We start from the raw sequence: 19,349 nt of genomic DNA on the forward strand, positions 1-19,349 counted from the left end.
TACGAGTCGCCTTGTCTAACTGGCTTTATTTAAACGTAATCTCGTACGTACTTTCAAATGCCTTGCCAGCAGGCAACTTGTTTATCCCAGCTTTTTCTTTTAGCTCACCAGTTGTGTCATGCATATCAGCAATCCCATGCCATGGTTCAATGCAGAGGAAAGGGGCGATCTTGCCAGTTTCTTCATTGTATTTGCTCCAGATACCGAGATACGGGAACCCTGCACAATCAACTTGGATACCTTTGCCGGACTTTTTGGATTGGAGCTTCACTTGCTTGATATTACTATAGATCAGCGCATCATTTTTGAATAGATTATCCGAAAGAACAGGGGAGATTGGAGTTTCCAGATTGCTTTCTTTCACATGTATCAGCGCATTTTCTAGCTCATACTGCGTCACATTGCCATCTCCTACGAGTTCCAACCGATAATCAGCAAGTGTCTCCCCTTCAAGTAAAGGAACCCGGAAAGCGGGATGCCCTCCAATGGAAAAGTACATGTTCTCCTCATTTTCATTGATGATTTTCCAGCTGACAGAGAGGCTGTCCTTCTTTAACGTATAAGATATGATGGCCTGAAATTCATAAGGATATTGCGCCGTAAACTTCCCATTTGATGAAAAGGAAAAGCTTACGTGGTCTGCGCGATGTTCATAAAGCTCAAATGTCACGTCACGCAGAAAGCCGTGCTGATTCATGGCATATTCCTTGCCGTCAACAAAATAGCGATCATCTTTCAACCGTCCCACAATAGGAAAAAGCACAGGCGAAACGCGCCCCCAATAGGCAGGATCGCCCTCCCACATATATTGCATTTCCTCTTGTTTGCTCCAGACTTCCCGAAGCTCCGCACCCTCAGGGCTGATGCTCACTTTTAAATGCTCATTTTCAATTACTTGCATGGCTATACCTCATTTCCGTTGTTGTCATGGCTTACATTATAGCAAAGTTTCGCCCAGCAAGCTGTTGGGGGAGATTGAATGAAAGGCGATGGAAGTGAATCGTTCTAAGTCGCGTGAGGATGCCGTAAAGTAGCGCGGGAAACCTGAAAAGTCGAGCGAGAACTCCAGAAAGTCGCGCGAGCATCCCAAGAAGTCGCGCGGGAAACCTAAAAAGTCGAGCGAGCATCCAACAAAGTAGCGCGCCAATTTCGCAAACTCACGCGCCATCCTAAAAACGCCCTCTCGCCCCCACACGCGTTGCGCGATCATATCAACAGTGTTATATTTTCAATTGTATTTATAGATATAAAATTAAAATCAATTCAGCAATGGGGTGAGCATTTGGCTAAGACGAAGCAACTTTTTGGTAAGGTTTATTATGGTTGGTTTATTGTGATGATTGCTGGGTTAGGGGTGTTTTTCTCTGGACCTGGTCAGACATATTCAAACTCGACTTTTATTGATGCGTACATAGGGGACTTTGGCTGGTCACGCTCCCAAGTGTCAGGTATTTATTCTGGTGCAACGCTTGTAGCGGGGCTTATCATGATCTTTGTGGGGAGGTTTATTGATCGGTTTGGCCCGCGGATTATGATGGTGACAATCGGGTCACTCTTTGCGATAGCCTGTTTTTGGAATAGTGTTGTTTCAAGCATTTGGATGCTCGCAATAGGATTTTTCTTCATCCGGCTACTCGGGCAGGGGAGCATGTCGCTTATTCCCAACACCTTGGTAGCGCAATGGTTTATTAAAAAAAGAGGATTTGCGTTTAGTATCATGACCTTAGGTAGTTTCCTAAGTGCGATGCTGTTTCCAATCGTGAACACATGGTTAATTAACACATGGGACTGGCGCTTTGCTTGGCAGTTTTGGGGAATCTTATTGCTTGTTGTGTTTGTACCAGTAGCTCTATTTGGGGTACGAAACAAGCCAGAGGATATGGGACTTGAACCTGATGGGTTTCAGGAGAAAAAGGACAATAGCAAAAAGCCTTTATTAGGCGCATCAGCCGTTAAAGAAGCGGCAGAGGATTGGACGTTGAATGAAGCGAAGAAGACAAAGGCATTCTGGGCGATTCTGGTCTGTGTAGGAATTCCCGCCATGGTGAATACAGGCATTACATTCCATATCATTTCCATTTTCGGATCCAATGAATTATCACCAGCAATCGCAGCCATGGTACTGAGCTTGATGGCAGTAGTAGGGATTCCAATGTCCTTTGTATCTGGTTTTATAACAGACCGCATTCCGACAAACTATATGCTGACAGCAATCTTTATTATTGAAGTTATTTTGCTGTTAATGTTGCTTGTCACAACAAATTTCTTTATCGCTGTGCTTTTCGGAACAGTATGGGGCATTGCGAATGGATTAGAGCGGATTGCGCTCAATGTCATCTGGCCAAATTATTTTGGTCGCAAATATATTGGAAGTATTAACGGGGTAGGCGTTACAGTGGTAGTTATCGGATCATCTCTCGGACCACTTCCTTTTGGGATTGGGTATGATCTATTTCATAACTATACATTGGTTCTGCTGATTACCTTAATCTTCCCTGTTATAGGCGTTATCTCCTCTTTGATCGCAAAGAAACCAGATAAATCACAACTCATAAGTAACTAAAAAAGACTCCAGGGTAATTCTTCCTTGGAGTCTTTCTACTATATCCGTTCCCCTTGCTTTAATCTCTCAATCAATTCATCTAGGTCGTCCCTTTTTACACGCCAATGTCTTCCAATCTTAAAGGCTGGGATCTTTCCGTCTTGTACTAATTTATATGTTGTCATTTCACTTAACTGTAAATATTCTGCAACCTGTGAAACCGTCATAATCTCGTTTGCTTCGTTTGTCATAAAGACGCCTCCAAACTCTAAACTATCTCCTATCATACCATAAATATATAACAGGTAAAAAAACAACAACTAAATTATACTCAATTATAAATGGTTATATTAAAATATATTTAATTTGTCTTAATGTGGTTTAGGGTATGTATTTCGAGAAAATAAAAGGAAAAACGAGATATTTATTAATGACTGCGCTTTCTTGCGGTTTTGTTGATGAGGGATTCTGTGATATGATTCGTCTTGTTGAAAACGGAATGAACTTTTGAGAGGATCAAAAGTAAAAAATATATTAAGAAGGAGTAGAAACATGAATATACAAAAATTACAACAAGAGTGGTTTGGGAATATTCGCGGTGACGTTATGGCCGGTATTGTTGTCGCATTAGCGCTTATTCCAGAAGCGATTGCTTTTTCCATCATTGCTGGTGTTGACCCAATGGTTGGATTATATGCTTCATTTTGTATCGCTATTGTTCTAGCATTTGTCGGTGGACGACCGGGGATGATATCAGGAGCAACAGGTGCAATGGCGCTATTGATGGTGAATTTAATCGCCGATCATGGGCTGCAGTATTTACTAGCTGCAACCATTTTAACAGGGGTTATCCAAATCTTGTTTGGTGTCTTTAAAATGGCGAAAGTAATGAAGTTTGTACCACGTTCCGTTATGATCGGTTTTGTTAATGCATTAGCTATTATGATTTTCATGTCACAGCTTGATCACTTCGTCGGCGAAACATGGGTTATGTATGCGTTGGTCGCATTAACATTAGCTATTATTTATCTATTACCGAGGTTTACAAAAGCCGTTCCATCTACACTAGTAGCGATCGTGGTTGTTACATTTATTGCGATTACAGCTAATCTGCATGTCGGAACAGTTGGAGATATGGGAGCCTTAACACAACAATTACCAGTGTTCTTGCTTCCATCGATTCCTTTAACATTCGAAACATTTATGATTATTTTACCTTATTCTCTATCATTGGCAGTTGTGGGATTAGTAGAATCTCTATTAACCGCTAACATTGTAGATGATATGACAGATACAGAGAGTAAAAAAGATAAAGAAAGCCGTGGTCAAGGTATTGCGAATATCGCCGCAGGTTTCTTTGGCGGAATGGCTGGTTGTGCCATGATTGGCCAATCTGTTATCAACGTCAAATCAGGTGGTAAAGGGCGTCTTTCCTTACTTGTCGCAGGGGCAGTGTTGATGTTCTTGATTATCGTACTTGGCGGATTGGTCGTACAAATTCCAATGGCTGCACTAGCAGGTGTCATGATTATGGTGGCGATCAGTACGTTTGATTGGGCCTCCGTGAAAAACCTAGCCAAAATACCAAAAACAGATGCAGTAGTTATGGTTGCAACAGTTGCCATCGTGTTATTAACACACAATCTAGCAATTGGCGTATTAGCTGGAGTTTTACTAAGTGCCATTTTCTTTGCAGCGAAAATTTCATCTGTCAAAGTAAAAGAGGAGCTTGTTACGTCAGAAGAGAAAAAAGTCTATTACGTACAAGGACAATTATTCTTCGCTTCTGTCAATGACCTTCCTAGCAAATTTAATTACGAGGATTCTATTAGATTAGTAGAAATTGATTTAACAAATGCGCATCTTTGGGATGATTCCGCTATTGGCGCGTTAGATAAAATTGAAGTGAAATTTGCCCAGAACAATATCGAAGTCCATTATTCCGGGTTGAATGAAGCAAGTGAGCAATTAAAAAATCGAATTGGCGGATTATCACAGGCTTCTGGACACTAGGATTACCATATTGAAAGGATGGGACAACTATGTTTCAAAAAATATTAATCGCCACGGATGGATCAGAGCATTCTTTCCGTTCTACCCAGCATGCCGTGCAGCTAGCAGAAAAATTTGACGGCACCATTGATATCGTCTATATCGTGGATGGGCAGACAGCAAAATCGGATGTATTAAACTCCGCAGATAAATATGCAATCGAAAAGAAGCGAAATGAAAAAATCAATGCAGTCAAACAAATGGTTACTGATGCAAATATCGAATGTGAAGCACACATTTTGCACGGTGAGCCAGGTCCGACAATTGTTGACTTTGCGAATAAGCATGAATTTGACTGTGTGATTGTAGGAAGTCGCGGACTAAATAAACTGCAAACCATGGTCTTAGGAAGTGTTAGTCATAAAGTAGCAAAACGCGTAGAATGTCCAGTACTCATTGTGAAATAGTGAGGTGAAAGAGGAGCCTTTCAGAGTAAAAGTGCTTCACTTACCGCTTAGAAAACTTGTTTCCACACCACGAATGGCATATGATTTCGCAGTTCCTTTTTACAACCTTGTAAAATGCAAGACGCTTGGGTGAGTTTATACATCCAAGCGTTTTGTGTTATAAAACTAAACCTGCATCAAAGTCGAATTAGAATCCTAAAAATTCGTTACATGTCGATCTTTTTCATATCATCTACCGTGTTTTAATGCCTTCATTACTTCATGTAGTTGTCCTGCATATATTATTTCTAGAGAATGATTTGTATCGCTCGTCGCTTTACTCGTGCATGGGTAAACATAAAGGATGTAAGGGTGCTTATAATAAAATGGATCATGAGGAGCAATTTCAATAAACCAATGGGTGGCATAGGGATAGTCGAGGCCATATCCTTCTTTATCAAATTGTAATTTATCTGTTTTCCCCATAGGGATAAGCGCGTAATCTAAGTATCTTCTTCCTCTTGGTTTGCGCTTTTGTCGATCAGCTCTCTATAGCAAATTATACTTACTCGCCACTTTTTTCTTTCCTCACTTGTTCATCTTTCACCTCTTCCAAAAATAATCTGCCTTCATACAATATTACTAACTATGTATCCTATTATTTACAAAGGAGAATAGTAAAAGAGACCTCTCTTATATTTTCAGAGATGTATATATTTCCCCAATAATGCCTTCCATTTGATGAACACCTAATTCTGCATTTGTCATGATGATCGCGCCCTTCTCCATATTTGGAAAAAGTACCATCATACATTGAAAGCCTATTCCCCAACCGAGTGATGTTATTTCAAATTCTTTTTCCGATCCTTCCAAAAATACACCAAGTCCACTCCAAGCTTTTCCTCCCTGTGGAGAGATTATTTCTTTTGCTCTCCTTGCAGAAATTCCGATTTTACTTTCTCCCTTTAATGCATTCATTAATTCAATCGCCAACTTTGCTAAATCGATAGAAGTTGTCCATAGTCCTGAAGCGGCTGGGTAAGGATATATAGGATATTTTCCATCTACTACTTCGCCGTATTTGTTATGTCCGCAAGAAAAACCTTCACTGTTCGTTGCTAATCGTTTCATGTCTAGTGTGCTGTTTTCCATTGCTAATGGTTTAAAAAGTAATTCGTTAACAACTTGCTGAAAGGTTTTTCCCGATACATCCTCTATTAGTTGCTGGATAATACAGTAACCTGCATCTGAATAGTGAAATTCACTTTCAGGTTCGTACGTCACCTCGATAGATTCTTTACAATAAGGAGTGTTCCCCGCTAATAGATCAAACATCGAAGGAGATCCGATAGTTAAATCAAGTTCTGTAAAACTACCTTTAGGGTCGATAATCCCTGATTGATGGCTAAGCAAGTTTCGTAATGTAACTTTTTTATTCTCAGTAAACGCGTTACGAGGTACTTTCCACGATACTAGTTTTTCGTTTACATCCTCTTCTAAATCAAAGAGATCTTGTTCCGTTAATTTCGTCACCAGCATTGCTGTAAGGAATTTACTAATAGAACAGGCACTAAAAATAGTGTCTGTACTTACATTTTTATTCTCTCTTGCCTCCAAGACACCGTAATTTTCTGTGATACTAATGTGATTATTTTCAATTAAGGTAAGACTTAAACCCGGCACGTTATAGTGCTTCATTCGTTTTGGAATGTCTATATCTTTTAAACTCATATAAGCCTCCAATGATTTTATAATATTAAAACAATTATAACACGAATGTGAGTTCTGTTACGAGGTGGAAATATGATCTGGGACGAGCCAAGAGTGGTGCTAGTAGAATGCGAGGCGGGGGCAGCAGAAATGCTACCAATTAATATTGTCTACCAGACGGAGTAATCTTCAATTTCATTCTTCCAATCTTCTCTTTTATTCATTACAAATTTATATTGATTACGATCTTTCGCAACAACCATTAAACCGTTTTTTATCAGCGGAAGCCCAAAAATTTTGTTCGTATATAATTCCAAATGATCAATAAAACTCTTAGGTGATATTCAGTTATTTATAAAAAACTTCATTGTACAATTTTACGATGAAAAAAATAGTAGACTTAAAAACGAAAAACGCACTTGATTTTGAGATCACAATCCAACTTGATGCATTTATAGGTGCACATAACACGATTGGCACTGATACACTTACTTTTGAAACAGAAGCACCTAACAAGCTAAAATTAGTTAATTACAAACATACCCCTACAAAAGAAAAAAAGGAAATATTAGAATGGTATCTTAAAAATCAGTCATAAATAGTCGATTTTTCACTCCTTCGTACTCAACAAACATGTCACGTGGTAGAGTAAGTTAATCTTTCAATCTTACACTCATACGCTAAGTATAATCCTTCACAAACTTGCTATAGAGAATCAATACCTCGATTGTTAAAATCCAAATCGTTTTTTCTGGTAATTGATAAGTAAATGTATTATTGTATTATTATATGCATGTGCATACATTTAATAGTGACGGAGGTAATTTATTTATGAAAACAATCGGAACTCCTTTTGAAGTAAAAAGCTTAACGCTTAAAAATCGAACTGTCATGGCACCAATGTGTCAATACTCTGTAGAGAAAGAAGATGGCATACCGAACGATTGGCACTTTGTTCATTATGTATCCAGAGCTGTTGGTGGAACTGGATTAATCATTATGGAAATGACGAGTATAACTCCTGATGGTAGAATAACGAATCAAGATTTAGGTTTGTGGGATGATAGTCAGATTCCCGCATATCAGCGGATTGTATCTGAAGTTCATAAACATGGGGCAAAGATTGGCATCCAAATTGCTCATGCAGGTAGAAAGGCAGAGGATGCAATGCAGCCCGTCGGACCATCTAATATTGCAGGCAATGCACTTCCTGAAGAAACTAAAAATGGTTCGTTGAAGCAACCGCGTGCGTTAAGCTACGCTGAAATTAAAGAAACTATCCAGCAATTTACAGAAGCTGCCAGAAGAGCAGTAACTGCAGGTTTTGATACAATCGAGCTTCATGGTGCACATGGTTATTTATTACATCAATTTATGTCCCCGAGTATTAATAATCGAACAGATGAATATGGCCAAGATCTCTCCAAATTTGGTGCAGAAGTAATTCGTTCTGTTAAATCGGTTATGCCAGAGGATATGCCTTTAATACTAAGAATATCTGCTATAGAGTATATTGATGGTGGTTACGGATTAGATCATTCCTTACAAATAGCTGAGCAATTTAAAGAAGCAGGTGTCGACATGTTCCATATATCTACTGGTGGTGAAGGCGTACCGGGTTCTCTGAAGCCAGGCAATTATCCAGGCTATCAAGTACCTTTCGCGAGAACCTTCAAAGAAAAATTCGGAATCCCTGTAATTGCTGTAGGTATTCTTAATAATCCTCACGTAGCAGAGGCTACTTTATCTAATGGCGATGCTGATTTAATCGCTATTGCAAGAGGCATGTTAAATGATCCCTATTGGAGTTTGCATGCAATTAAAGACGTAACACGTAAAGTTACCCCGCCAATCCAATATGCTCGAGGCATAAGATAAGATATGGTACACTTGGATAAGTAAATTTTGAAAGGCGATGGCCATGAATAATCCAGACCAATTAATCCATATTTGGATGAATTTTTCAAAATTCCATAATCGAATTACACGCGCGCTTGATCATGTACTCCAACAAAAATATAAACTGGGCTTAAATGAATTTTATTTATTGATACTTTTAAGTGAAGCAGAAGAAAAGAAGTTACTTCTATCCGAACTTCAGAAAAGAATAAGTCTAAGTCAAAGCGCACTTTCCCGTTTAGTATCAAGATTAGAGCAACACCATTTTCATGCAGTAAAACGAGCTAGCTTTGCTGAAGATAAACGTAGTGTCTATGCTGTACTAACTCCAAGTGGTGAGCAGTATATTGAGGACATCATAAAGGAAATAAACGTTGTTTTAGAACAATCACTTTCTACTAAAGATATAGTAAATTTAAAATCATTAACAGACTAATTTTAATTGTAAAAGTCATATCAAAGTTCCCCCAATACGGGTCCTTGGTATGACTTTTTTATTACTAAGGTAGTTCCCTTTCTTAAACAAACCTGTGATGAATATGGATTCTGTATCGAGGTGGAAATATGATCTGGGGCGATCCAAGAGAGGGAAGTGCTGAAAGAATGCGAGGCGGGGGCAGGGCTAAGTGAAATAAAAGGAAGGAAACGAAAGAGAAACCTCTAACGTTCCATAAGAGCAACAAAAACAAGGGTTGTCCACACAGCCCTTGTTTCCATTTATTTATAGCAAACTAATTTTCCAGTAATCTCTCAATCTCCCTTTTCCAATCTTCTCTTTTATTCACTACAAATTTATATTGATTGCCATCATTGACCACAACCATTAAACCGTTTTTTATCAACGAAAGACCAAAAATTTTATTCGTATAAAACTCCACATGGTCAATATCAGCTAGGCGGATTTCAACTTCTCCGCCTTGGATATTTATCTTATGTGCCTTATGTATTAATTGCTGATCAGTTAAGTACAGCTTGCCCCCAACGCCTTCCTTTCCTTTAAATAGATTTGCCATTCCCTGTTTTACTATATTCTCCATAAAAATATCTCCTCTCCGCATTTTTGTATTTCAAATATAACGCAGCAAGGACTTTATTTGAAGAAGGAATAGTTGAGTTAAAATGACTAAAGCAGAATCCATTTCTAGCAATTCCATGTAAAATATTATACTGACCTCCGTCGCTAGACTTAGTATATATCAATCTGAAGGACATTGAATCGGCATCCCATTTAATATAAACTCAATTTAGAATATTATTAAAAAGGGAGAAATAATATGCACACCAAAATTTTTCAAGAAATAGTCAACATCATGCACTATGATTACGCAGGATATATAGATAAAAAAGGTTGGGATCATCCCAAGCATTATGAGGATAAGATACAAGAATTTGAGAGTAAAGGGGAACTAACACCAACGTTATTTTCAGAAATCGTGCAAGACTATCTACTAGACTTTAAAGACCCGCATTTATTTTTTAATCTCAGGGACTCTCAGAAAGAATACGATAACGGGTTCCGGTTGAGACGATATGAAGATAAGTTGTATGTCACGACACGTACAAATGAAAATCGCTTTAAACAAGGTGACGCCATCTTATCATTGGACGAGATCCCTGTTTTAGAATTAGTTGAAAAACATCAGCGTGAATTAATGGAGACGAAAGCAGAGAGAGAAGATTGGAGAAAAGTTATTTCAAAATATAACGTTGCTGAAGTGATCGATACAAAAGGAAATATCCGTTCTCTAGAGTTAAAGGAATATGAGAAAGCGGCATATAAAGCCCAACATACCATAGAGCGAATTGACACTAACACCTTACTTATGACGCTGTCTGATTTCTGGGATCATGCCCCCATTGATGATCTACTAGAAAAGTATCGAGATGATTTAGCTAATACGAAGAATCTTATCATTGATGTCCGGCTAAACTTAGGTGGCAGCGATCATTCCTTTAACAATTTACAAAAGTTCCTTTTTCCCAGCGGCGTAAACAAGATCGACTTAAGCTATTACAATATGAAAGTGAACTGCACAAACACAAATGCTGATTTAATGATTCATAGTATTGAAGAAGAACTGCAAAAAATGGAGGACTCTGAATACCGAGAAGAACTAAAGCAGTGGAAAGAAGAGACCTGGGAGAAACATCGAGGAATGGGTTTTGTTAATTTAAATAAAGAAAACGCTATCGAAGAATATGAAATAACGGGTCTTGATATCCCTAAGAATGTAGTTGTTTTAGCGGATAATTACTGCGGAAGTGCAGGTGATATATTTGTATACTTATGTAAGCAGTCACCAAAAGTAACTGTTCTTGGCAGACCAACAATGGGAGTGAACGATTATTCCAACCTATCCGTAAAGCAGTGGGAGGATCAGTTCGAATTGATGTATGCGACATCTCGGTTAGATCAATTGGATACGCGTAAACCGGATGCTGAACAAGGAATTAAGCCTGATGTTTATATTCCCTGGACGCCAGAACATATTAATAAAGACATAGATCTGGAGGAAGCGATGAAACTGCTCCAAGGAAAGTAGAGTTTAGAGGAGCAGCGTGTTGGGGCTACGTTGCTCTTTTTGAGAATGAAAATTTAATTCTTCTTGGACGAAAACCCGGCTAGCAGTCTAAATTACTCAATCAACACTTCAATTTCATCCTCATACTCTTCTGCCAATTCAACTAATAAATAGTCGGCTTTCTCGTTAAGTGCGCCCATTGCCTTTTCATCATCAAACGCTGCCGGCCCTAACTTTTCTTCGAGATAAGTAACCATATAAGCATTTTGTTCATCGATTTTTTTTGCATATTCTCGTTGGTATTCTTCAGGTTCCATATCCAACTTTTTAGCTTGTGATTCGGCAAATTGGCGAATTTGCTTTCCATCTTCATCTTTTGTGTTTTTAGGAGGCAGTTCCATAAACCAGTCGTCGTTGTCACTTAAATTATCGGAAATATCAAGACTCATATCCTTTACTTCTTGTTTTACCAACTCTACACTTATTGCCCCTTCAAGGTAATCTAACGCAGTATCATCTGGGTATAAAAACCGTAAATCCCCAACTGTTATTTCATTGCCTCTTACAGTTGCTGCCACATCAGTGTCATCATAACCCGATACCTCACTACATCCGACCATGAGAATCATCATACAGATTAGAGATAAATAACTAAACAGCGATTTCATCGAATTCCCCCCTTTAAAAAGTACATTTGAAGCCAACCGTTATCCAAAGTAATAATTAAACCACCAAACAACAAGAATCATACTCACTGATCCCCAAGCTGTCGTACTCACGATCCACCAAATGACAGAATTGGCTTTTGTTGTATTTTCCTCGTCTTCCGGATTTGCTTTTATAAAAGCGACCTTACTTTCCATTCCTTTTTTCATAGAAGCGAGAGCAACAAATCCGGTTATTATGATAACAATAGTTATCAAGAGTAATAAGTTCATCTTTATTCCTCCCTATTTTGTAAATTAATCAATTATTCTGCTCCGTTAGGCCAATAATTTCTATATATAATAGGTGAATCTTTCTTGGATTACATACCTGTTACTTTAAAAAAGAGGCTGCTAAAAAATTGATATATCCTCAACATCATTCCATATATCTTTTAGGCTTTTACCGTCGATTTCTCCATTTTTTATAAGTTCTTCAGGACTTTTATAATATGAAAATTCATTATTATTTTCACATAAACCAAAGCCTTCTTCTGCATTTAATGTTATATACCTTTTTCCTTTATACGTAAATTCAATCTCGTGTCCGATATGAATATCCCGAACCAAATCTTGATAAGAATACCTATCCTTATTCAATAACGTGGAGTTTATCTGTTCATTTTTTACCTTTAAAATATATTCACTAAGCACATATTCTCTTCCACCATTTTCTTCATACCATTTTTGAACACGGTTGACGTGTTGCTCATCTCCTCTAACTTGATTTTCAATCATCTCATACGCTTCATGGCTGTCATACTCCCAGATCGCGAAGATTTCAGTCGTAGCTTCATCGTTAGGAACCATCCATCTTCCTACTAATCTCGCACCATATTTAGTTTGATTAGGTAAATTGGTCTCATTGAAATGTTTGTTAAAAGTATCAATAAATTCGTTTTTTACAATGTAATATTTTCTTCTATAAAACAATTTAATCACATCCTATTTTAAACTTATCTTAAGAGGTCAAAAAACGTAGCTCAATTTATATTCCAATTAACTCATTTGAGTTGCTATCTGAAATAACCTAGGAGTGAGATAAAGGATGGAAGGGACGTATATTAAACCCTTATTTGAAATGATGTTTTAACCTAGCTTGGCGAATAGGGGACGGGAGGATGTTTCATTGGTGCGTATAAAATAGTATGAAGTAAGAAAATCAGTCTGAACTTATGCCCTCATCACTCTTTTAATATTGATCTAATAACCTAATAGGATTCTACTATTTCTTTCTCTTTCCTAATTTTAATAAAGAAGAGAAGCGAGAGAATAAGGTGAAGAGTACCAATAGCTGTAAAGACAATGGTGAAAACAGAACCTTCTATTGTTGGTGATTCTGAAATGAGAGCTCCCAAGAATACATACAATATTGCTAACATTAAAGATATGACAATCATAGTCTTTGAGTTCTTTCTTAATAAGGTGTAGAGGCCGAGAATTATAAGATAGGAGACACTACATACCATTAACACAGGAAAGACAGGGCTGAATTTCGCTGCATAAATAAAATGGTCCAGCTGTGAGATGTCGGCAACACTCTTGACTTCGCCATTAAACCATTTTGAAAAAACTGCTGAGTACTTCCATTCAAATGAGTTTTCTCTTATAGCACTGCCCTCATACCAAGCAGCAAATGTGGAAATAACCAAGATCATCAATGCCACTAAGTACTGTACAGTATATTTCATATTCATCCCTCCAATGGATAGTATATCTGAAATACAAAGTTGTTGGAGATAGTTTTAAACAATTAAGATATTCTGTTTTCAATAAAATAGACCACCTTATAGATGTGTTAAAGCACCCGTTACTGAATTAGAAAAAGGTATCTACTTAATTGAAAATGGCTCTGCTTATATTAAGCGTTTATAATAGAGAACGGTAGAATGTAGTTGTCCATTTGCCGATTTAGCATAATAAGGGATTTTACCAGCCTGAATATAACCAATAGATGAATAAAGAAGATTAGAAGGGTCTCCTTCTCTTGTATCGAGAATTAATAATGACCTGCCCTCCTGCTTGGCTTGTTCTTCAGCTTTGTTCATAAGAGAACGACCAATGCCATTACGTCGATAATTAGGATCTGTCATTAGCTTTGCAATTTCAGCTCTATGACCACCATTCTGATTAGTACATAGCTGTAATTGTACGCTTCCAACAATCTGATTGTTTATTTTTGCGACAAATAAAAGCACTTCGGGATTTAAGACATTCAACCAATATCTATTAGCATCCGAAAATTGCAGTGGTGGTAAAAAGCCAATGGATGCGTCATCTTCTACTACCTTTACCAGAAGTTCGGAAAGTTCATCAACGTGTTTATCAATTATTTTCACTTGTTCAATCTGCACATTATTAACCAACAGAATCACCTCACTAAATATATTAACTTACTTAATTTAATAGAAACCTATGTATTCGATTAGCGAACTAATTAGACAAAATACCTAACAATACCTTTTCTTATTAAACAATCCTGCCCCGATACTTTAAGTACATTTCTTCACCTTTAATAGATGAACCCTAATTTAATCAACTAACATTAAACCAATAGTTGAACCAAGGCCTGTTTCCCAAAAAAACATTAATATCACCATAATGAGGAACCTAGAAATTAGTAAAGCCTTGTTGGGCTGTATAAAATCACAAACGAAGCCCCGACGCCAAACCACATGTATGGATGTACGCCACCTTCACTCATTCCAGCTTCAAACAGGGTTAATGCGTTAAACGACAAACCAAAAGGAAAAATAAAAAAGTTATAAATATGAAATGCCTTCTTACTTAACTGTATCACTCCTAATATTTTTATCATTCCTTTTTTATATCTTCTTCGCCTTGATTAACTCTTACACTTTATACTTCACGAAGAGTCTATTTAATTATATTTTTCGATCTTACAAATATTGATTTCTCAATAACGGAAGATAAATCTATTTGAGGATGCTCACGTTGTATGAGTTCATATACTTCTTGAATGATTAATTCTAATTCTCCTATGGAAGTTGATGGATTCTCTAGAAAAATAGATTCTAAACGATCATCAAAATTTTCTGGAATAATAGCCATTGATTGTAGTGTGTATTTTTGTCACTTGAAAGCAGGGTGATGAACGTACTGACGGTTCAAGCCAAACAATATTCCCACCATTTTAGTTTGAACATCGATCACCTACTTTATAGAGCATTAACCAGTCCTTGCGGTTAAGTAGCGCTTCACGATTATTCCACCTGTTTCCTAAGTAAATATTTTCTTTAATCATTGCTACACTTAATTCGTTAGGATATTTATTTACCGATTCTTTCATCCTTTTAATAATCGAATCACCACTAAGCGTAACCCCATTATGTATCGTTGCTAATAACAAGTTAATTTCCCTCTTTCTCTAGTCAGGTGTACTGCTTTATCACAATTAATCTAAAAGAATATTATAATTGGTTTTATAGAAAATCATTAATAATTAATTCGACATGGATAGCCAATTTCCTTCTTGTTTGGTTGTCCATACTTGATAGTTTAAGAAGTTAATTAAAGTCGCGTGCCACCGCGCCCTTCTTATGCCCAAAAAAATCTACGCAACCTAACTGTTCATGCTACAATACTATAAAGCGCTTACAAACAAAGGGGCGACGGTCATGATTAAAAGGAAATATTTATATGGAGCGGCCATACTACTATTTCTCACTAGTTTCGTTGGCATGCTGATCTATGGGTATAAGACCTTCTACATAGAAAAGGAGCTGGCTGCTTCGGAAGAACATCGCTATCATTTTGCTTTAATAGCGGAGGAGACAGATAACGAGTACTGGCGGCTGATCGAGGAGGGGGCCAGGAAGGAAGCGGCGAAGCAGAATGTTTACTTGGAATATGTGGCACCACAAAGAGCAGATAATGATGAGCTGCTTAAGCTGTTTGATAGAATGATAGCCGCAAAGGTGGATGGAATTATTGTCCAGGGCATTGAAGGCAAGCGGTTTGTTGACCTGGTACATAAAGCAACAGAACGGAGAATTCCAGTAGTCACGGTCGATACCGATGTGAAAAGTAGTGAGCGAAAGGCATATGTTGGGACGGATAATCATCATGCCGGGGAGCTTGCGGGCAAGAGCATCTTGGAAAATACCGAGGGAGAACAGTTTGTCGGGATCGTAACGGGGAGATTTGATGCGATAAACCAGCAGGAAAGAATTGCTGGTTTAAAACATATACTCGAAGGAAATCCGCGCATCCAGATTGTCGGTGTGAAAGAATCCGGTATCACGGAAATTGGTGCAACCCAGGCAACGTATTCCCTTTTAAAAGAATACCCTCAAATTACCGCACTGGTCGGGACAAGTGCGCTTGATGGTATAGGGATGGTAGAAGGGTTGGAGGAAATCGCCCCGGAAAAGGATGTGTATATCACCGCATTTGACCTCATCCCCGAGACATTGGACGCCATTGAAGAGGGGAAGATCCATGCTACGATTGCCCAGTTTCCTGAGGAAATGGGCAAGGAGTCCGTAATATCGCTGCTTCGGCTGCAGGAAAAGGACTTACTGGAAAATTTAATTTACACGGAGACAGGGATCATCGACAAGGATAATCTTCCTGCACTTCGGGAGGGGCAACCATGAAAACGATCAGGGGAAAGCTACTAATCTATTTCTTTGTGTTTGTCCTGTTATTTCAGATTACAGCCATCTCTATTTTCGTCAGTTCAAACCAGCTCACGACTATTTACCATGATAGCTTTGAACGCTTTTTACTATTAAATTCGATCTCCCATCAATCCGAAGTGCTTTATACCGAAACAAAGGCCCTTGTATCCGGCACGAAATCCAAGGACGGAATGGCATATTATGTGGCAAAGCGGAAATTAGAGAATGAAAAGGAACGCCTTAGCCATAAATTTGAAAACCCGGATGAAATCGAAATGAAGAATTACCTCAATTTAATCGATACTTTCATATATGAGAGTGAATTGACGGCTGGGTTTGTCATAAAGGATGATATTGAACAATACACGTTACACTTAGAGGAAGCGAGGGTTGCCTCAGAGTATATTCAGGCCGCTGCACTGGAAATTTTAGATGTGGAGCTCACCGATTATCAATCCTTCTATACTGACATGCAACAGCGTAATGAGGACTTTTTCCTGTTTATTCTCTTGCTATTTAGTACAACCATCCTTCTGGCGATCTTCTTTGCGCTGTGGTTTTCCAAAGGGATTACAAGGCCAATTGCCCATCTTTCCCATGCTGCAAGGGATGTGGCGAAAGGGAAGCTGACAGGAGAACCGGTGCATGTGGAGTCCAATGATGAATTAAAAGTGTTAGGGGACGCATTTAATAACATGCGCTCCAACATCCATGGACTAGTCGAAGAAATAAAGGACCAGTCTGAGCTTGATCGGCTTGTAAAAGATATGGAATTAAAGCATCTGCAAAGCCAGATCAATCCACATTTCTTATTTAATACATTAAACACCGTATCAAAGCTCGCTTATTTAGAGGATGCCAAATCAACATCGAAATTGATTGATTCGATCGCAACACTGCTTCGTCATAGCTTGGGTCAGCTTGATAAACAGGTAGCACTACAAGACGAGGTAGCGGTGGTGCGCGATTATTTTCATATACAAAAGGTTCGCTTCTCAGAGCGGATTTCTTTTAAAACGGCGATTGATGAATCCTGCTTAGACATTCGGATACCGAGCTTGACGTTACAGCCGCTAGTAGAAAATGCCTTTATCCATGGGATTGAGTCAATGGAAGAGGGTGGCACGATATCCTTAACCATCTATCAGGCCGGCCCCGAGGTAATCGTTGAAGTTACAGACGATGGCGTTGGGATGAGCGAGAAGCAAATCCGCGACCTAACAGAGGAAATGGAAGCAGAAAAAGAACATGTTGGCCATTCAACAGGCATTGGCTTAGCGAACGTGATACGCAGATTACAGCTGTACTATCAGAAAGAAGATGTTGTCGAGATCCTCTCCACCCCAGGAGAAGGCACAACAATCCGCTTAACATTACCAAAGAAGGAGGGCGAGGCAAATGCGCATCCTCTTAGCTGAAGATGAATTGATTGAGCGCAAAGCGATGGTGAAATTTTTACAGGAAAATTTTCAGAACATGGAAGTAGTGGGGGAGGCGGCAAATGGCCGAATGGCGTTGGAAATGGCTTTGGAAAAACAGCCGGATATTATGTTCGTTGATATCCAGATGCCCGGCCTTAATGGACTGGAAGCCATCGAAAAAATTCAAGCACATAACCCTGCGATTCGTTTTATCCTTGTTTCCGCCTATGACTCGTTTGCCTATGCCAAAGAGGCGATGCGATTTGGCATTAAGGATTATATTCTAAAACCTGGCCGCAAGGAGGAAATTGTCAAAACGCTCCTCCGCGTGGCAAAAGAGATTAAGGCAGAAAGGGAGCATCATGCCAGGGAAGATGCGCTTTTGAAAGAACAGTTGCTGATGAAAATGATGCAGCAGCCAATTGCCCAGGATGCCGTACGGCTACAAAAACAATGCTTTCCATCCATGAAAAGTGCAGCCTTCTTTGTGATAAAAGCGACATCCTCCATAACAGAGGTGGAGCAAGAGCTTTCCGACTTGCTAGCTTGTGAAATCATTCTGTTAGAACAGCAGCATGCCTGGATTATGGGTGCCATATCAGATAAACTTTTGGAAAAATCAGTGCTTTTACGTGCGGCCAAACAGCTACAGGAGACGATGCCCGGCCTGTTTATCGGGATAAGTGAGCCATGCACATCACTACAAAAAATGCCAGACGCTTATCAGGAGGCCTATGCGGCGTGTATGCAGTTAGAAGGGACAGATGGCAGGCATTACGGATTTTATCAAGCCGAGCAAAAAGCCATCCCCAATCAACGATTAGTGGAACAAATTACGTCACATATTGAAGCAGGAAACGCGACAGAGGCGGTATTACTTTTTAAAAAGAACAATAAGGTCCTATCCGATGGGGAAAGGGAGGATTTGTACATACAGGTAAAACAACTGCTAACCAAATACGATACCCCACTTCCACAAGGTTCGTTCACCACATTAAAAACAGAAGAAGCCTGGCAGCGATTCATCCATCTTTGCTGTGTACAAATGGGGGAGTACCTTAGCTCAAGGCAAACCATCATGCGGGTAAAGGCATATGTGCAGGAACATTTTCGGGATCCGCTCACATTAGAGGAAGTAGCAGGTGTTGTGCAATTAAGCCCGAATTACCTCTCCAATTTATTTAAGCAAGAGGTAGGCGAGACCTTTATCGATTATGTGACCCATGTAAGACTGGAAAAGGCGAAAGAATTGCTGAAGGATAATGCGTACACGCTCAAGGAGATTAGTTTCATGATTGGTTATAAAGACCCAAATTATTTCAGTAGGGTGTTTAAGAAACACTGCGACCTTTCTCCTACCCAGTACCAACGCCAAATCTGTAAATAATGAAGAAAACCGTAAAATAGTATAGAAATTGATTGGTCATTCACCCAGTAACCTACTATATACTAAACATTGAAAACGGTAAC

22 protein-coding genes and 1 pseudogene are annotated in these 19,349 nt (G+C 38.8%); 10 read left to right on the forward strand and 13 right to left on the reverse strand.

The features are described 5' to 3' along the window. Nucleotides 1-25: 25 nt before the first annotated feature. Both ACTWPF_RS03845 and ACTWPF_RS03850 read right to left on the reverse strand, forming a co-directional pair. The gene (locus ACTWPF_RS03845) at nt 26-901 is read right to left on the reverse strand and encodes an aldose 1-epimerase family protein (RefSeq protein WP_443148342.1); all 876 of its coding nucleotides are present in this window, start codon (nt 899-901) and stop codon (nt 26-28) included. Nucleotides 902-937: 36 nt separating this feature from the next. After that, a complete protein-coding gene (locus ACTWPF_RS03850; protein WP_443148343.1) occupies nt 938-1,168 on the reverse strand; it encodes a hypothetical protein in 231 nt (76 codons plus the stop codon). Nucleotides 1,169-1,336: 168 nt separating this feature from the next. Between ACTWPF_RS03850 and ACTWPF_RS03855 the strand changes: the two genes are divergently transcribed. Beyond that, nucleotides 1,337-2,563 (forward strand): MFS transporter, encoded by a 1,227-nt coding sequence (locus ACTWPF_RS03855; RefSeq protein ID WP_443148848.1) that lies wholly within the window; start codon nt 1,337-1,339, stop codon nt 2,561-2,563. 38 nt (nt 2,564-2,601) lie between these two features. Here the strand turns inward: ACTWPF_RS03855 and ACTWPF_RS03860 are convergent, their stop codons facing one another. After that, on the reverse strand, nt 2,602-2,793 hold the full coding sequence (locus tag ACTWPF_RS03860) for a helix-turn-helix domain-containing protein (RefSeq protein ID WP_443148344.1): 192 nt from the start codon (nt 2,791-2,793) through the stop codon (nt 2,602-2,604). A 301-nt stretch (nt 2,794-3,094) separates the two neighbouring features. On the opposite strand from ACTWPF_RS03860, the gene ACTWPF_RS03865 reads away from it, so the two are divergent. Both ACTWPF_RS03865 and ACTWPF_RS03870 read left to right on the forward strand, forming a co-directional pair. Continuing rightward, the gene (locus ACTWPF_RS03865) at nt 3,095-4,555 is read left to right on the forward strand and encodes a SulP family inorganic anion transporter (protein WP_443148345.1); all 1,461 of its coding nucleotides are present in this window, start codon (nt 3,095-3,097) and stop codon (nt 4,553-4,555) included. 29 nt (nt 4,556-4,584) lie between these two features. Continuing rightward, the gene (locus ACTWPF_RS03870; RefSeq protein WP_443148346.1) at nt 4,585-5,001 is read left to right on the forward strand and encodes a universal stress protein; all 417 of its coding nucleotides are present in this window, start codon (nt 4,585-4,587) and stop codon (nt 4,999-5,001) included. A 228-nt stretch (nt 5,002-5,229) separates the two neighbouring features. Here the strand turns inward: ACTWPF_RS03870 and ACTWPF_RS03875 are convergent, their stop codons facing one another. Continuing rightward, nucleotides 5,230-5,466, reverse strand: coding sequence for a hypothetical protein (locus tag ACTWPF_RS03875; RefSeq protein ID WP_443148347.1), 237 nt, complete (start codon nt 5,464-5,466; stop codon nt 5,230-5,232). 207 nt (nt 5,467-5,673) lie between these two features. Further along, nucleotides 5,674-6,711, reverse strand: coding sequence for a serine hydrolase domain-containing protein (locus ACTWPF_RS03880; RefSeq protein WP_443148348.1), 1,038 nt, complete (start codon nt 6,709-6,711; stop codon nt 5,674-5,676). A 361-nt stretch (nt 6,712-7,072) separates the two neighbouring features. On the opposite strand from ACTWPF_RS03880, the gene ACTWPF_RS03885 reads away from it, so the two are divergent. From ACTWPF_RS03885 to ACTWPF_RS03895, 3 genes are all read left to right on the forward strand, one after another. Then, nucleotides 7,073-7,288: a DUF3888 domain-containing protein gene (locus ACTWPF_RS03885; protein WP_443148349.1), complete on the forward strand. Its 216-nt coding sequence runs from the start codon at nt 7,073-7,075 to the stop codon at nt 7,286-7,288. A 233-nt stretch (nt 7,289-7,521) separates the two neighbouring features. After that, a complete protein-coding gene (locus ACTWPF_RS03890) occupies nt 7,522-8,568 on the forward strand; it encodes an NADH:flavin oxidoreductase/NADH oxidase (RefSeq protein ID WP_443148350.1) in 1,047 nt (348 codons plus the stop codon). A gap of 43 nt (nt 8,569-8,611) precedes the next feature. Then, nucleotides 8,612-9,025 carry a MarR family winged helix-turn-helix transcriptional regulator gene (locus ACTWPF_RS03895; RefSeq protein ID WP_443148351.1) on the forward strand — a complete coding sequence of 138 codons (414 nt, stop codon included), beginning with the start codon at nt 8,612-8,614 and terminating at the stop codon, nt 9,023-9,025. A gap of 295 nt (nt 9,026-9,320) precedes the next feature. On the opposite strand, the gene ACTWPF_RS03900 is transcribed toward ACTWPF_RS03895, so the two are convergent. Beyond that, the gene (locus ACTWPF_RS03900; protein WP_443148352.1) at nt 9,321-9,626 is read right to left on the reverse strand and encodes a GRAM domain-containing protein; all 306 of its coding nucleotides are present in this window, start codon (nt 9,624-9,626) and stop codon (nt 9,321-9,323) included. A 237-nt stretch (nt 9,627-9,863) separates the two neighbouring features. Between ACTWPF_RS03900 and ACTWPF_RS03905 the strand changes: the two genes are divergently transcribed. Next, the gene (locus ACTWPF_RS03905; RefSeq protein ID WP_443148353.1) at nt 9,864-11,132 is read left to right on the forward strand and encodes a S41 family peptidase; all 1,269 of its coding nucleotides are present in this window, start codon (nt 9,864-9,866) and stop codon (nt 11,130-11,132) included. 92 nt (nt 11,133-11,224) lie between these two features. Here ACTWPF_RS03905 and ACTWPF_RS03910 read toward each other — a convergent pair whose 3' ends face one another. The 7 genes and pseudogenes from ACTWPF_RS03910 to ACTWPF_RS03940 all read right to left on the reverse strand — a co-directional run bounded on the left by ACTWPF_RS03910 (nt 11,225) and on the right by ACTWPF_RS03940 (nt 15,185). Then, the gene (locus ACTWPF_RS03910; protein ID WP_443148354.1) at nt 11,225-11,779 is read right to left on the reverse strand and encodes a hypothetical protein; all 555 of its coding nucleotides are present in this window, start codon (nt 11,777-11,779) and stop codon (nt 11,225-11,227) included. Between the two features lie 39 nt (nt 11,780-11,818). Beyond that, complete coding sequence (locus tag ACTWPF_RS03915; RefSeq protein WP_443148355.1) at nt 11,819-12,049, reverse strand: hypothetical protein; 231 nt, start codon at nt 12,047-12,049, stop codon at nt 11,819-11,821. Between the two features lie 366 nt (nt 12,050-12,415). Beyond that, nucleotides 12,416-12,748 (reverse strand): annotated as a pseudogene (locus tag ACTWPF_RS03920) (NIPSNAP family protein); the annotation flags it as partial. 278 nt (nt 12,749-13,026) lie between these two features. Then, nucleotides 13,027-13,506 carry a DUF4306 domain-containing protein gene (locus ACTWPF_RS03925; protein ID WP_443148356.1) on the reverse strand — a complete coding sequence of 160 codons (480 nt, stop codon included), beginning with the start codon at nt 13,504-13,506 and terminating at the stop codon, nt 13,027-13,029. A gap of 165 nt (nt 13,507-13,671) precedes the next feature. Further along, the gene (locus tag ACTWPF_RS03930; protein ID WP_106897844.1) at nt 13,672-14,181 is read right to left on the reverse strand and encodes a GNAT family N-acetyltransferase; all 510 of its coding nucleotides are present in this window, start codon (nt 14,179-14,181) and stop codon (nt 13,672-13,674) included. 251 nt (nt 14,182-14,432) lie between these two features. Continuing rightward, complete coding sequence (locus tag ACTWPF_RS03935) at nt 14,433-14,633, reverse strand: hypothetical protein (RefSeq protein ID WP_443148357.1); 201 nt, start codon at nt 14,631-14,633, stop codon at nt 14,433-14,435. A 336-nt stretch (nt 14,634-14,969) separates the two neighbouring features. Then, nucleotides 14,970-15,185: a DUF4037 domain-containing protein gene (locus ACTWPF_RS03940; RefSeq protein ID WP_238018177.1), complete on the reverse strand. Its 216-nt coding sequence runs from the start codon at nt 15,183-15,185 to the stop codon at nt 14,970-14,972. 268 nt (nt 15,186-15,453) lie between these two features. Here ACTWPF_RS03940 and ACTWPF_RS03945 point away from each other — a divergent pair, with 268 nt between their 5' ends. The 3 genes from ACTWPF_RS03945 to ACTWPF_RS03955 are packed head-to-tail and all read left to right on the forward strand — an operon-like array spanning nt 15,454 to nt 19,266. Next, nucleotides 15,454-16,434 (forward strand): sugar-binding protein, encoded by a 981-nt coding sequence (locus ACTWPF_RS03945; RefSeq protein WP_443148358.1) that lies wholly within the window; start codon nt 15,454-15,456, stop codon nt 16,432-16,434. Next, entirely contained in the window at nt 16,431-17,876 is a 1,446-nt protein-coding gene (locus tag ACTWPF_RS03950; protein WP_443148359.1) for a histidine kinase, read from the forward strand. Before ACTWPF_RS03945 ends, ACTWPF_RS03950 begins: the two co-directional genes overlap by 4 nt. Further along, entirely contained in the window at nt 17,857-19,266 is a 1,410-nt protein-coding gene (locus ACTWPF_RS03955) for a response regulator transcription factor (protein ID WP_443148360.1), read from the forward strand. Before ACTWPF_RS03950 ends, ACTWPF_RS03955 begins: the two co-directional genes overlap by 20 nt. Nucleotides 19,267-19,349: the final 83 nt, after the last annotated feature.

The organism is Oceanobacillus sp. M65 (assembly GCF_052246275.1).
GTDB lineage: Bacteria > Bacillota > Bacilli > Bacillales > Amphibacillaceae > Oceanobacillus_B > Oceanobacillus_B jordanicus.